This window comes from Flavobacterium ajazii (assembly GCF_010614725.1).
Taxonomy (GTDB): domain Bacteria; phylum Bacteroidota; class Bacteroidia; order Flavobacteriales; family Flavobacteriaceae; genus Flavobacterium; species Flavobacterium ajazii.
This window is the reverse complement of record NZ_JAAEHL010000004.1, coordinates 515,137-529,604: the sequence shown is the minus strand read 5'-3', so window position 1 is coordinate 529,604 and position 14,468 is coordinate 515,137. Positions and strand designations below refer to the sequence as shown.

General features: G+C 33.6%; 9 protein-coding genes and 1 pseudogene. 5 read left to right on the top strand and 5 right to left on the bottom strand.

Annotated features, from left to right (window positions below; translation table 11 throughout):
* Together GWR14_RS10170 and GWR14_RS10165 are read right to left on the bottom strand one after the other, a co-directional pair.
* Window positions 1–962, bottom strand: a 962-nt coding sequence (locus tag GWR14_RS10170) for a DUF6443 domain-containing protein (protein WP_223150969.1), incomplete at its 3' end; no start/stop codon positions are given.
* An 11-nt stretch (window positions 963–973) separates the two neighbouring features.
* Complete coding sequence (locus GWR14_RS10165) at window positions 974–4,036, bottom strand: RHS repeat domain-containing protein (protein ID WP_163408915.1); 3,063 nt, start codon at window positions 4,034–4,036, stop codon at window positions 974–976.
* 355 nt (window positions 4,037–4,391) lie between these two features.
* Here GWR14_RS10165 and GWR14_RS23715 point away from each other — a divergent pair.
* Window positions 4,392–5,223 (top strand): annotated as a pseudogene (locus GWR14_RS23715) (IS982 family transposase).
* Between the two features lie 20 nt (window positions 5,224–5,243).
* Here the strand turns inward: GWR14_RS23715 and GWR14_RS10160 are convergent.
* Together GWR14_RS10160 and GWR14_RS10155 are read right to left on the bottom strand one after the other, a co-directional pair.
* The gene (locus GWR14_RS10160; protein ID WP_163408914.1) at window positions 5,244–5,858 is read right to left on the bottom strand and encodes a deoxynucleoside kinase; all 615 of its coding nucleotides are present in this window, start codon (window positions 5,856–5,858) and stop codon (window positions 5,244–5,246) included.
* Entirely contained in the window at window positions 5,858–6,673 is an 816-nt protein-coding gene (locus tag GWR14_RS10155; protein ID WP_163408913.1) for a hypothetical protein, read from the bottom strand. The genes GWR14_RS10160 and GWR14_RS10155 overlap by 1 nt, the downstream gene beginning before the upstream one ends.
* Window positions 6,674–6,895: 222 nt before the next feature.
* Here GWR14_RS10155 and GWR14_RS10150 point away from each other — a divergent pair, with 222 nt between their 5' ends.
* From GWR14_RS10150 to GWR14_RS10140, 3 genes are all read left to right on the top strand, one after another.
* On the top strand, window positions 6,896–7,783 hold the full coding sequence (locus tag GWR14_RS10150; RefSeq protein WP_163408912.1) for a GLPGLI family protein: 888 nt from the start codon (window positions 6,896–6,898) through the stop codon (window positions 7,781–7,783).
* A 46-nt stretch (window positions 7,784–7,829) separates the two neighbouring features.
* A complete protein-coding gene (locus tag GWR14_RS10145; RefSeq protein WP_163408911.1) occupies window positions 7,830–10,514 on the top strand; it encodes a carboxypeptidase-like regulatory domain-containing protein in 2,685 nt (894 codons plus the stop codon).
* Window positions 10,515–10,689: 175 nt separating this feature from the next.
* Window positions 10,690–12,162 (top strand): M28 family metallopeptidase, encoded by a 1,473-nt coding sequence (locus tag GWR14_RS10140; RefSeq protein ID WP_163408910.1) that lies wholly within the window; start codon window positions 10,690–10,692, stop codon window positions 12,160–12,162.
* A gap of 118 nt (window positions 12,163–12,280) precedes the next feature.
* Here GWR14_RS10140 and metK read toward each other — a convergent pair whose 3' ends face one another.
* Window positions 12,281–13,531, bottom strand: coding sequence for a methionine adenosyltransferase (metK, locus tag GWR14_RS10135; RefSeq protein WP_163408909.1), 1,251 nt, complete (start codon window positions 13,529–13,531; stop codon window positions 12,281–12,283).
* A gap of 750 nt (window positions 13,532–14,281) precedes the next feature.
* Here metK and GWR14_RS10130 point away from each other — a divergent pair.
* A complete protein-coding gene (locus tag GWR14_RS10130) occupies window positions 14,282–14,452 on the top strand; it encodes a hypothetical protein (protein WP_163408908.1) in 171 nt (56 codons plus the stop codon).
* Window positions 14,453–14,468 lie beyond the last annotated feature (16 nt).

Genomic DNA, 14,468 nt, shown 5'->3' with positions numbered 1-14,468 from the left:
CATTTATTATTGACTCTTAAATTGGCATCCTGGGTCAGAACAAGTCTGTCTAGTTTATCATATACTAGGTATTCCCAGTCTTTGCCGGGTAGTTTTTTTTCAATGAGACGGTTACGGAAATCGTAGCGGTATTGGTAACACAAGTTGTTTAATACAGGTTCTGTAATTGCGCCTTCGGCTTTTGGAGACAATACATAGGTTAAATTACCATAGTTATCGTAAATGTAATACGTATCATGCGGCAGGTTTTCATTGTAGGTTCTTTTGAGTATAACCTGACCTTCTGCATTTTTAAACTCTACCGTGGTATTGTTATTCCCCGCTGTCCAGTTCTCGTCTTTGGTAATGGTTTTGTATAATTGACCAGCTGCATAATTTGCAGAAGAGGTAACGGTTGGCATATAAACTCCACTGGTATTAAGTGCAGTAGCGACCAAGTATTTTTTTACCAGATCTGCAGCAATATTGGTCTGATAGTCCAGTCTTATTTCGTGGCCGTTTCCAAGCTTCCAGTCATTTCCGGGAGCAGCCTGTTTCAGGACTCTGTTAAGCGGTGAGACCTCAAATTCTTTTTGAGAATAAGGGTTAAGTGTGCTCTCGTATATTGCTGTATTGTAAAATGTGCCAACATCTGTTAGTGCGGTCGTTTTATAATTGAGAGAAGCTGCTGTAGTGGGTACATAAGGTAAATACTCTTTGGCCTGACGTCCCAAAGCATCATATTCTATAGGGGTTACAATATCTTTTCCTGTAGCGGACTGCTGATGGGCTACCTGTTGGACAGGACGTCCCAAACCATCAAAATAGGTAATATTTTGATTGGCCTGCAGTGCAGTAGGAGCTGCGATACTGGCAGTTGATTCTACTTTGTAAATGGTCGTTTTTATATAATTCTCTGTTTGGGTCTGGCTTAAAAGCAAAACAGGAAACAGCGTTAGTACCAATAAGGCTATTTTTTTCATGATTTTCTAAATTATCTTTTAAAATGATAGGCGTTTTCTGATATGATATTGCCTCCGTTATCTTTTACAGTCTGTAAGTTACCAAAAGCATCATACGAATAGGATGTCTTATTACCTTTAGGATCGGTAATGGTACTGATTCCTTTAAGTGGTGCATAAGTATAGGTGGTAACCATGGCATTAGGTAGTGAATTTCTTAAAGTGGTCAATTCAGTCAGTAAGTTTGCTTCTATATTCGAATTGGATGCCGTTTGTATGTTGGTAATCATGGCAGGGGGAATACTTGAATATACTGCATTTTCGATTTTGGCAACAGGTACGGTTTGGTTATAACCCCAAATAATACTGACCGGAATACCATTTTCAGGAGTATATTGCAAAATATTACCTTTGGTATCATACTGGTTGTAAGTTATTTTATTTTCTAACTGGCCAACAGGAGGAATCGTAATGCTTGTCAGTGTATTAGGAAATTTAGCACTGTATTCATTTTTAGGTAAAATTTGAAGTGTTGCTGCATTTTTGTCGTAAACTGTAATTTTTTCAGCTATTTTATCATTTCCTCTGTAGTTTTCGGTTTTTATGGGAGTGTCTATTCTATTTGCCGAAACTAAATCAGTCGCATAAGGCAGGCTCACTGCTTGTGTATCCTGTGGATAGTAAAAATTACTTTTTAAAGAGGTACTGCCAGAGGTACTGCTTGTTTCACTTGCCAGCTGATTTTTAGAATTGTACGTAAAATTTTTGGTAAATACGACAGGATTACTGCCATTGCCGTCATAGGTTGTAGTAGCGTTCTGTATGGGATAATAATTGTACCTGAAGTTTTTAATTGCTGCCACAAACATCAATGCATCAGTACTGGTACAGGAACCAACTGAAAAATTCCTGATGATTTGTTTTTCAAAATCATCAAATCTTGCTGTATCATTCCTGTAGGTAATTATATTTTTTTTCAGAAGGGTATTGTCTGATTTATAATAGTAGGTTCCTGTGGTTTTTCCTCTTTCTAATTCTAATGAAGAGAAAGGCATATAAGCATCATCTCCCTGAATCCAGCCTAATTTTCCTGTCGGTGACTGGTCATCATGAGTAATTCCGTTTTTATCAGTGCCGTAATTTGTAAAATAATGTTTAGTGTAGGAACCGTCTGAATTTACTTCTGTAACTTCATCATATCCTATATGGGATCCATTTCCGTTAAAATTATAATTTGCTATAGAATTAAGCTGATTTATAGTATATGAAATTTTCAGACTTCCATTAACACTTAATCTGTCTGTGGCACTAAAACTATATTGAGGTTTACCATTTAAAACCCCGCTTGATGTTAATGTGGAAAGACTGGCAGTTGATGTATATCCGTTTAAGTAGTAATATTTTTTTTCATTTGCCAGCAGATCAGTACTTGTATAATTTTTAATACTGGCTATCCTGCTTCCCCCTGCATAACCTGTATAAGGGATTAAACCAATTCTTGAAGCCGGTACAACTCTTGAATGTTGATGTGCTTCCCAGGTAAAAGTTGAATATCCGCCTGTTGGATATTTCATTTTTATCAGCAGTCCTTGTGTTACATATAATGGATTGGTTACTTTTTTATCAAATGTTGACAAAGTAGTATTAGCGGTAAAATCTATATTATTTCCAAATCCCCAATGGTCTGTTTTATTGCCGCTATAAGGAGGCATTGATGCAATATTATCATAAAAAAAGCTATAATTTTTAATTTCCGGCCCATTACTTGTCTGCGTTAATCCGTTTAACGAAAATCTTTCAGTTGCACTTTGATTATAACTTAAAAAATAATATTTATTGCTGAAACCGGAACTGTTATTAAAATTACTGCTGACGGTTATTTGATCGAGTTTCTTCCATTGCAGAAGATTAATATTTTTATCTATGAGAGTTAAATTGGCGGCCGAAGTACTCCATTTATTTAACTGCAGATCCGTATATCGTAAAGTGGTCGCTACTGAACTGCTGAATGTAAGGGTTTCTGTATCTGAGGCAATAGAAGTTAAATACATTGGAAAGATATAGCTTCCTGTTAAATCATTAGGATTAACACTACCGGAAAGAATACCCTCACTACCAGTTCCGGCGGGACCGTTTGAAATGTCTTTACAGCTATAACTGCTGCTGCTGACTGTGTAATACAGGTTGCAATTTATATAGTCTCTGCTATATTGTAAATTAACTTCTCTGCCATTGCTGTCCACTATCTTTTTTAAAAGCCATGTATCAGCTCTGACTCCCGGGAAAGATTCAGCTCCATAAGGGGAAGAAAATTCTACGGCATTAGTCCCTCCAAATATGTATTTTGTACCATTTTCTATTGTTAAAGTAAATCCTTTAAACATTCTGGCCTGGTAATTCACATGACTACCTCCCAAAGTAAATACAGGATTGTATTCATTTATTAAATCCAGTATCTGTAACGGACTTAAAAATCCATCAACTTCAACCTTAATATTTTCATCTGATATAACTACCCATCCTTTTACAGGTCCGGCATAATAAAATTTACCGCTATGCCCATAAAAATTAAAACTAAATTCATCGGCCTGAACATCAGGGGAATAAAGATCGGCATTGGTAACGCTGAAATAGTCATATAAATTTGCCGGAGTATACCAATTGGTTGTTGATTCTATAATCTGCGATCCGGAAGTATTAGAAGCACTCGCCGGATTTGGATAATAAGGAACTGTTGTATACAATGGAGTTTCGCCTCCTAATTCATCAATCAGACCTTTCACATCCCTATGAATAGCCCCAAAACTACTCAGGTTCCAGCCCAAACCAACCCAGCCGGGATGCTGGTTAGGTCTTACAGAACCTGCATGATAACTCAGCGTAACAGGAACATTTATTGAACCTGATGTCAGGGTATGTATGGGTATAGATATGTCCGGTGTTCCTGTAAATAAACTCACCGGGATTTCACCGAATCGCTGCATGGATGCGGTATTTGGACTTTTAATATCCGGTATTATTGAGGACTGACTAAATACAAATTGTGTCAGTAGTATACATAAAATGGTTGGTAAATGAATTTTGTTTTTTTTCATTAGTTATTCTAATTAGATTAAGGTTATATATTGTCTTATCGGGCTTAAATTTCGTTTTCTCTAATTCTTGGAGCATATTGATCGATTTATAAAATTAACTACACCTTACGAGTAATTATTTATAAATTAAGCTTTTCATTTATGTAACAAAAACTTTTCAGCAGTACAATCTTACAAAATATCCTGCATATTTTTAGAAAATAATTAATAGATTATTTCTCGTTAATATTAAATGTGAAAAATGAGTGGCAAAAAACAAAAAATACATGATCAAAGCTATAAGGGCATTAGTTAGTATTAGCCTCGCTAAATCTTCAAATAAAGTTTATGAAACTCATCTAATAGTTCGGTCTCTATTATCCGGAAGGAATTGGAATACAATTTAAAGCAAAAACGAAAATCTAAACTTTCAGATTTAAAAATAATCGCTTTAAATCTAACCTCAGAATGTATGAGTATTGATAGTGAATGTCAATTATTTCGGATACTACCTTCTCATTTTAAATATCTTATAGAAAGAAATATTTATAATAGAAGAAAAAGTAGATTATTTTTTCAAATTGAGACTATCAGACAATTATTGTCAGACAAATTTAACTAAGACGAAAATTATTTTATTCTAGACAATATGCCTCTTGAAGTCTGTAAATTATCTAGAAGTTCGAGGAGTAAAATTTATAAAGAAACAGATTATATGCTAAACCAACAAAGGATATTGCGCTTCCCAGAAAATGGATTATTATGGTTATAAACTACATGCTGCTTGTTCTATAAAAGGGGTTTTTCAAAGTTTTGATATAAGCCTGCATCAATTCATGATATCCATTTTTTAAAAGATATTAAAATGCAATTTAATAATTGTGTTTTAATATTGGGGGATAAAGGTTATTTATCTGCAGAATACCAATTGAATCTATTTGAAAATCATAAAATTAAACTTGAAGTTCCGATGAGAAAAAATCAGAAACCCATAAAGAACAACCTTCTTTACTAAGAAACTCAAGAAAAGAATAAAAACCTTGCCTTCTCAACTATGAGACCAGTTTATGATTAGACGAAATTATGCTAAAAGTTTTGAAGGCTTTAAAACAAGAATTCTCTTAAAAATAACAACAGTAAGAATTATTCAATTCATTAATAAAACTTTAAATAGAAACATTCGTAACTTAAAAGTTAGTAATGTATAAATACAATACGGTTATATTTTTTAAAACAATCCGTTAAGTTCAGCATCAATCCTGTTAATGATATTTCCTAAATCTTCAGGATTGTCAACAAAATTAATATTATCAACATCAATAATCAGTAGTTTTCCTTTAGTGTAAGTCTGGATCCAGGCTTCGTATCTTTCGTTAAGGCGGCTCAGATAATCGATTGAAATAGAGTTCTCGTATTCGCGTCCGCGTTTGTGGATTTGTCCAACTAAATTTGGAATAGAACTTCTCAGGTAAATCAATAAATCAGGTGGTTTTACCAATGATTCCATTAACTCAAATAAGGAAGTATAATTTTCAAAATCACGGGTGGTCATTAAGCCCATTGAATATAAATTGGGCGCAAAAATATGTGCATCTTCATAAATTGTTCTGTCCTGAATAATTTTTTTTCCGCTTTCACGAATTTGCTGCACCTGACGAAAACGGCTGTTTAAGAAATAAATCTGCAAATTGAATGACCAGCGTTCCATTTGATGATAAAAATCATCCAGATACGGATTATCAACAACATCTTCATAGTGGGGTTCCCATTTAAAATGTTTGGCCAGTAATTTGGTTAAAGTTGTTTTTCCTGCGCCTATATTTCCTGCTATTGCTATGTGCATTACGGTATTACGATTTTATAATTGGTAATTTCTTTAGCTGTAAAAATAGATAAAATTTGGTCTTTGTAATAGAATTTATTTAATGATTTTTCGGGAAGACCGATTTCAGAAACAGTTTCAGATCCGTCATTGTGAATGTCTTTAAAAAACAACAAATTATCTTTTGTAAAAAGGTATTGTTTTGGACTTAAAATCAGTATTTTTTCATATTCAGGAATTTTCCCTAAAGAGGTTGTTTTGCCAAAAATATCACAGGAAAACCAATTGTTTTTTTCGTCAATCCAGTAAAAAGTGTTGAAATCGGTCTGGTAGTATTTGATGTTTTCTGTCAGAGGAGTTGAAACTGTTTTATAATCGTTTTTTAAATAATCAAAAAGACCGATTTGCTGATTAAGAGCATTGTAAATCCATAACTGATTCTGAGTAGACATACCAATTGCTGTAACTACAATCGGAATATTATTTTGAGAAAAATTAATTTCGGTAATTTTATTTAATTGATTGTCCAGCAGCACTACACTGTTGAAGTTTTCGTAAAACAGCACTATTTTAAGCGGATTCAGGATGTCGGTTTTAGTAATTTTTCCTAAAGAAATATTTTTATACTCAAAAAATTCGTTTCCTTTTATTTTTCTGAAAACATTATTTTTTATCAGGTACGAAAATCCAAAAGAATCATAGCCTGAAAATTCATCAGCATCAATGGAAACATTTGAAACCTGTTCTTGAGTTTTCTTTTGGTTTTGCGCAAAAACAGCCGAAAAAGTACAGCCGATAAAAAGTGAAAATAAAATTTTGTACTGCGTTTTGCTCATTTGAATTGGATTTCTAAAGAGCCAAATTACAAAAAACTGCAGTTAAAAGGGATTTTTAGCCTCAATTTGGTGTTTAAACTTTTTAAGATTCTAATTGTCTAAGTAATAAGCGATTTTATCTATACCTTAACTGTATTGATATATTTAATTTTTAGCATTTTAAAATTAATAATACATTTGAATGTAGGTTTTATCGGATTTACTCAATTTAAAGGAAATAAAATGAAAAAAATATTTTTTTACATGACTTTGATGCTTGTCTCAACACAAATTCAGGCACAAAAAGATTTTCAGGGAATGGCTGTTTATGAGTCAAAGACACAAGCACCGAAGTTTGAAGGAATGCGTGGGAACAGGGACATCACGCCGGAAATGCAGAAAAATATGGAAGAGCGTATGAAAAAAATGCTCGAAAAAACATTCATTTTAAATTTTGATAAATCAGCATCTATTTATAAGGAAGAAGAAAAACTGGAAAATCCGGGTCAACAACAGGGAGGTTTCCGTATGATGTTTGGTTCGCTTACCGGAGGCGGAGGTACTTTTTATAAAGATGTAAAAACAAAATCCTATACAGTTGACAAGGAATTTATGGGCAAGGAATTTCTTGTTGTGGATTCGCTGCCAAAGTTAAACTGGAAATTAGAACAAGAAACCAAATTAATAGGCGGTTACAATTGTTACAAAGCCACAGCAACAAAACAAGCCAGTAAAACCGATTTTAGAAACTTCAGACCTAAAAATGAAGATGATAAAAAGGATGAAGCTAAAAAGACTTCAGGAGATACGAAAACGAATTTTGCAGACAATTTTGAAATGCCAAAAGAAATTGTAGTAACAGCATGGTATACACCAGAAATTCCGGTAAATCAAGGACCGGAGAATTATTGGGGACTTCCGGGCTTGATTTTAGAAATCAATGACGGAACTACTACCATTTTGTGTTCTAAAATTGTTTTGAATGCGAAGGATAAAGTGGAAATAAAACCTTCTAAAAAAGGAAAAGTAATTTCTCAGAAAGAATACGACGAAACGGTTGTTAAGAAGATGGAAGAATTTAGAGAGATGAACCGTGGTCGTGCCGGAGGACCACCACCAATGGGGAGATAATAAATATAAATTCCAATTTAAAAAAAACAAATTCTAATCTTTTGTAATGAACAAAATACTTTGTTTCGTAGCCTTTTTATTTACATCTGTTTCTTTTTCTCAAAGTGTCCGTTTTGATGGTTTTATTCAGGATGATCAGAAAAATCCGTTGGAAATGGCCAATATTATGGCTATTAATAATGGTACAAAAGCAATGGATTCGTATGGAATCACTAATGACAAAGGAAAGTTTCAGCTTACCTTAAAACCAAATACTGCTTATACCGTTAAAGTGAGTTATCTGGGAATGAAGTCTAAAGAAATTGCAGTTTCGACTAAGTCTGAAAATATGACCCAAAATATTGTTTTGGATGGCACCGGAATCGAATTGGAAGGAGTTGAAATTGTACGTGAAATGCCTGTTTCTATAAAAGGCGATACCATTGTATATAACGCCGATTCTTTTAAATCCGGAACCGAAAGAAAACTGGAGGATGTTCTGAAAAAACTGCCAGGAGTTGAGGTAAACGCCGATGGAGAGATTGAAGTAGAAGGAAAGAAGGTCAGTAAATTAATGGTTGAAGGAAAAGACTTTTTTGACGGAGATACCAAATTGGGGGTTAAAAATATTCCGGCAGATGCGATTGATAAAGTGCAGGTTCTTAGAAATTATAACGAAGTAAGCGCCTTAAAAGGTCTTGAAAACGACCAGGACAATGTGGCGATGAATATTAAACTGAAAGAAGGCAAAAAGAATTTTTGGTTCGGTGATGTCACGGCAGGAATTGGTGTTGCAGAACTCGACAGCCGTTATATTATCAATCCTAAACTATTTTATTACAGTCCAAAATACAGCATCAATTTAATTACCAATTTTAATAATATTGGAGAATTACCAATTACGGCTCAGGATTATTTTAAGTTCACAGGAGGGTTTAAAAATATGATGAAAAAGGGTGGAAGTAATTTTAATGTGTCTTCGAATGATTTAGGGATTTCATTACTCCGAAATAATCGTGCAAAAGAAATTGAAACGAAATTTGGTGCCACAAACTTCGCTTATTCGGTTAATAAAGCCTGGAATATTAGCGGTTTTGGAATTCTTTCAGCCTCCAAAACAGAATTAGAAACGAAATCGCAGACTACAATTTTAGATTCGGGAGATCAGGAGAAACGTGACGAAAATACTAATCAGAAAAATAATTTGGGACTTTTTAAATTAAGTTCAACTTACAAACCAAGCGATAAATTTCAGTTTGATTATGATATTTTAACCAAATTGACAAAGCAGGAAGAATATTCGGATTTATTTAGAGATCAAATAGTAGAAGATAAAACTACTTCAGAAACTATTTTTACAACAAAAAAACAAGATCCGACTTCAATAAATCAGAATTTGAGTTTATATTACACACAAAGTGATAAAAACATTTTTGCTTTTGAAATGCAGCATTTATATCAGGATGAAAATCCGTTTTATAACGCCAATCTGCAGACACTTCCTTTCCCTTTGTCTGGATATGTTAAACAAACGAGAAATGATTATAATCAGGATCGATTTGTAAAAACCAATAAACTGGACGCTAAACTGGATTACTATTATATGGTAACACCAAAAAGCAACATTAATGTTACTTTAGGAAATACATATTCCTATCAAAACTTCAACTCTCACATTTTTCAAATATTGGATAATGGAGAAAAAAATGATTTGAATAACACTGAAAATAATAATGATGTAGATTACAGATTTAATGATACTTTTTTAGGCTTCCACTATAAAATTTTAACTGGAAAATTCACCCTGACGCCTGGTGTAAGTCTGCATTCTTATCAAATGACAAACGGACAGCTGGGGTCTGATTATTCTCAGAATTTTGTAAAAATCCTGCCAGATTTCTTTGCCTTATATCAAATTAAAAAATCAGAAACATTAACTTATAATTTCTCTCTAACGAATGATTTTACAGATATTAATCAATTAGCAGAAGGTTATGTTTTGTCTAACTACAGCAGTTTGTTTCGTGGAAATCGTTCCTTGGAAAATGCAACTTCACAAGTGCATTCACTTCGTTATTTTAAATATAATATGTTTAATTTCGAAAATATTTTTGCTAATGCTACTTACACAAGAAAGGTTGATGCAATTAAAACTGAAGCAAAGTTTGATGGAATTAATCAGTTTTCGGTTCCTTACAACTCTAATTTAGCAGATGAAACTTTATCTGGAATGGGAAGTTACGGGCGTTCGTTTTTAAAAAATTATAAAGCCTCAGTCAATGCAAGTTTAAACTGGTCAAAGTTTAATAATAAACAAAATGGTGATTTAAGAACTACTGAAAGTTTTGTTCAGAGTTATACGATGAGAGCTTCAACAAATTATAAAAATCTTCCGAATATAGAATTTGGATACAATCTTCTTGTAAATAAATACAGCGGCTCTACTTTTTATACCGATAAGCCGTTTGCAAAATTAGATTATTATTTCTTAGACAGTTTTTCTTTTGTTTCAGAATACGAATTTTATCATTATTACAATGGAGATAAGTCTGTTGATAACGAGTACGATTTTTTAAGCGCAAGTTTGATTTATCAGAAGAAAGACAGCAAATGGGAATATAAAATTGCTGCTACAAACTTGTTAAACACAACCTATCTTAATGACGATAGTTTTTCGCAGTTTTCTACAAGAGTGTCTCAGTATACGGTACAGCCGCGATATATCATGTTTTCTATGAAATATAATTTATAATAAAGAGAATAATATCGGGCTAAGCGGAGTCGAAGTCCATTTCTAATAAAAGCCTTTGAATTGTAATTTTCAAAGGCTTTTTTGTTCTTATTGTTGCATTTTTAGCAATGTTTGGATTGTAAAAAGCAATTATTTCTTTGTAAATGACTAAATTTGGTGTATTAAATTAAAGAATATGAAAAACAAATTAATTTTGCTTTTAATTGCTTCCTGCAGTGTTGTGTTTTCACAGGCAGTTAAAAAACCATTAGTTTCTGCAATTACAGATAAAGATCTTAGAACCGATATGTACCAAATGGCGGGTGATCATTTTAATGGACGTGAAGCCGGGACTTTAGATGAACTGAAAGTATCAATGTGGCTGGCGAACAAAGCTAAAGAGGCCGGAATGGCACCTGCTGGTGATGACGGAACTTATTTTCAGTTTTTTGATTTATACAGACATCAGGTTACGGCAAACACCAAGTTTAAAATTGGCCAGAAATCATATAAATTATGGAGTGAGGTTTTAGTTGCAGAAACAACTAATATTAAGGTAGAAGCTCCTTTGCTTTATTTGGGAACGGCGACTAAGGCGGAAGTAGAAAAAACTGATGTGAAGGGAAAAGCAGTTGTGATTTTGGCTTCGAAAGAAGGTATTTCAGATGAAATTTCTCTTTTTGACAGACGTTATCCGGGTTTGGTAAAACAAAAATATTACGATTTATTACTTTCAAAAGGAGCTGCGGCACTAATACTTGTAGCTGATGATTTAGGAGAACAGAGCTGGTCGCAAGTAGAACCGCAAATGACAAGAGGAGTTTACGGAATTGAAGGTTTTAGAGATAAAATACCTGTACCTCCAAGAATGCCTGCGTTTTGGGTGCACAAGGATCAGTTAGAATATTTGAAAAACACAAAAGATTTATTGTCGACTGAAGTTGTTTCTGAAACGTATAAATATCCTTCAGTAAATGTGGTCGGAACCATTGCAGGGACAGATTCTAAATTAAAAAATGAATATGTGCTTTTTAGTGGTCATCAGGATCATGATGGTGTACGTCAAAAGTACGGTCAGGATTCCATTTACAATGGTGCCGATGATAATGCAAGTACCTGTGTAGCAATGCTCGCAATTGCAAGGGCTTATAAAAAACAACCGGGAAAAAGAACGGCTTTGTTTGTTTTTCATGGTTCAGAAGAAAGAGGATTGTTAGGTTCAAGCTGGTATGCATCACATCCAACAGTTCCTGAAAAAGACATTATCGCAGTTTTAAATGGTGACATGATCGGAAGAAACAATGTAAATCAGGCGGCATTATTAGGATCAAGTTCGCCTCATGAAAATTCATCCGATTTAGTGGCAATTGCAAAAAGAGCCAATGAAGAAGGGCCAAAATTTGATCTGGATAAACTTTGGGACAGACCGGAACATCCGGAGTATTTTTACTTCCGTTCAGATCATTTACCTTATGCACGCAAAGGAATTCCTGCGGTCTTTTTTACAAGTGTTTTACATAGCGAATACCACACTCCAATGGACGAATCTGAAAATATTGATTACGTAAAACTGCATAAAATGACTGAATGGATGTACCGTACAGGATGGATTTTGTCAAACGATCCAAATCGTCCTAAAACGTTACCAAATGTAAAATTGGAAAGATAAAAGTCTATTTGATAAAAATAAAAGACCCGATTTCAAGAAATTGAAATCGGGTCTTTTGATGTTTAAGAATAAAATAGTTGTCAAAAAATCTAACAATCTATTAGTCTAATATTCTAAATTAAAGCCCAAATGCAGCTTTAACCTGATCAACAAAATCAAGTTTTTCCCATGTAAACAATTCAACAGTAACTGTTTTTTCGTTTCCTCCAGGAGCAGAGAAAGTTTTAGTTACAGTTTCCGGTTTACGTCCCATGTGTCCGTAAGCAGCTGTTTCGCTGTAAATTGGGTTTCTTAATTTCAAACGCTGCTCGATAAAGTAAGGACGCATATCAAAAATAGCTTCTACTTTTTTAGCGATTTCACCATCCGTTAAGTTCACTTTTGCTTTGCCGTAAGTATTAATGAAAATTCCCATTGGTTCAGCAACTCCAATTGCGTAAGAAACCTGAACTAAGATTTCGTCAGCAACACCAGCAGCAACTAAGTTTTTAGCGATATGACGAGTTGCATAAGCAGCACTTCTGTCTACTTTACTTGGATCTTTTCCAGAGAAAGCACCACCACCGTGAGCACCTTTTCCACCGTAAGTATCAACGATAATTTTTCTTCCAGTTAAACCAGTATCTCCGTGAGGTCCTCCAATAACGAATTTTCCTGTTGGGTTAATGTGGTAGTTGATCTTATCATTGAATAAATGAGCATGCTCTGGGTTTTTAGCGATAATTCTTGGAATCAGGATTTCGATAATATCTTTTTTGATTTTAGCTAACATTGCAGCTTCTTCATCAAAATCATCATGTTGTGTTGAGATAACAATTGCGTCGATACGAGTTGGTTTGTTGTCATCGCTGTATTCTAAAGTTACCTGAGATTTAGCATCCGGACGTAAATACGTGATTTCTTTGTTCTCGCGTCTTAAAATAGCTAATTCTTGTAGTAATTTATGAGATAAATCAAGTGCCAATGGCATGAAGTTTTCAGTTTCGTTTGTTGCGTAACCAAACATCATTCCTTGATCTCCAGCACCTTGCTCTTCTGGCTTAGCTCTGTCAACACCTTGGTTAATGTCTGCAGACTGCTCATGAATTGCAGAAAGAATTCCACAAGAATTCGCTTCAAACATATATTCACTTTTAGTATATCCAATTTTACGGATTACCTCACGTGCAATTTGCTGAACATCAAGATAAGTATTCGATTTTACTTCACCTGCTAAAATAACCTGACCAGTCGTAACTAATGTTTCACAAGCTACTTTTGAGTCAGCGTCAAATGCCAAAAAGTTGTCAATTAATGCATCCGAAATTTGATCTGCAACTTTGTCTGGATGCCCTTCACTAACAGATTCTGACGTAAATAAATAAGCCATAATAATGTAATAATAATGTATTAATTTAAAATTAAGCGGGAAAAAGAATTGCTAAAAGGGCTAAAGGAGAGTTTCTGCTTTAGCATTTTTTACTACTGAAATGAATCTTTCAGCATTCATAACAAAACAGTTTCATTATGAAGAGGTTGCAATCAGTTCAAATTTTTCCTCTTTTTCGGGTGCAAAGGTATGAAACCATTTTGATTTGCAAATTAAAGTTCAACTTTATTTTATTTTTTGAAGATAAATTTAACAGTAACATATTAAATTGATAGGGTAATAGAAATTAATTTACTTTTTGTTTGGTGGTTTGAAAAAAAGTTCTCAAATTTGCCATACAAAAGAAAAGCAAAATGAATTTAATTACTAAAAATATGTGTTGTATGATGTCGGAAACTTCCGCAGAGTTCACTATTGTTTAGGATTAAAACTAAATATAAATGAAACCTCTGCAATCGCGGAGGTTTTTTTTTGATTTAAATTGAATTTGAAAAAATCATACGTAGAGATACACAGCGGTAGAGATGCACGGTAGTGCATCTAAAATTACAGAAAGAGAAAAATAAAAATAAAACAATGAATACTACAGTAGTAAATAAAATGATGATGTGTTGTAAGATGCCAATGTGTATCCCGATTTACTGTTGCCGAAAGTGAAAGATAAAATCTTTGTTATAGTTCCTAAACTATAAGCCCTTTTGGTAGCCATCCGAAAGGGCTTTTTTTATTTCATTAATTAAAATTAGAATCATGAAAACCATATATAAAATCTTAAAATCTATTAATCCTAAAAATGTTTTTGGGATTGTTCAAAATCAAAAATCAAACTTCAGTTTACAAAAGGGGAAATTATATTCTGACGAGAGGCATTCATTGCTTGCATTGATGTATTCTGCAGAAAACGAGAATCTTTTTATTTAATAATTCATTTCATAAT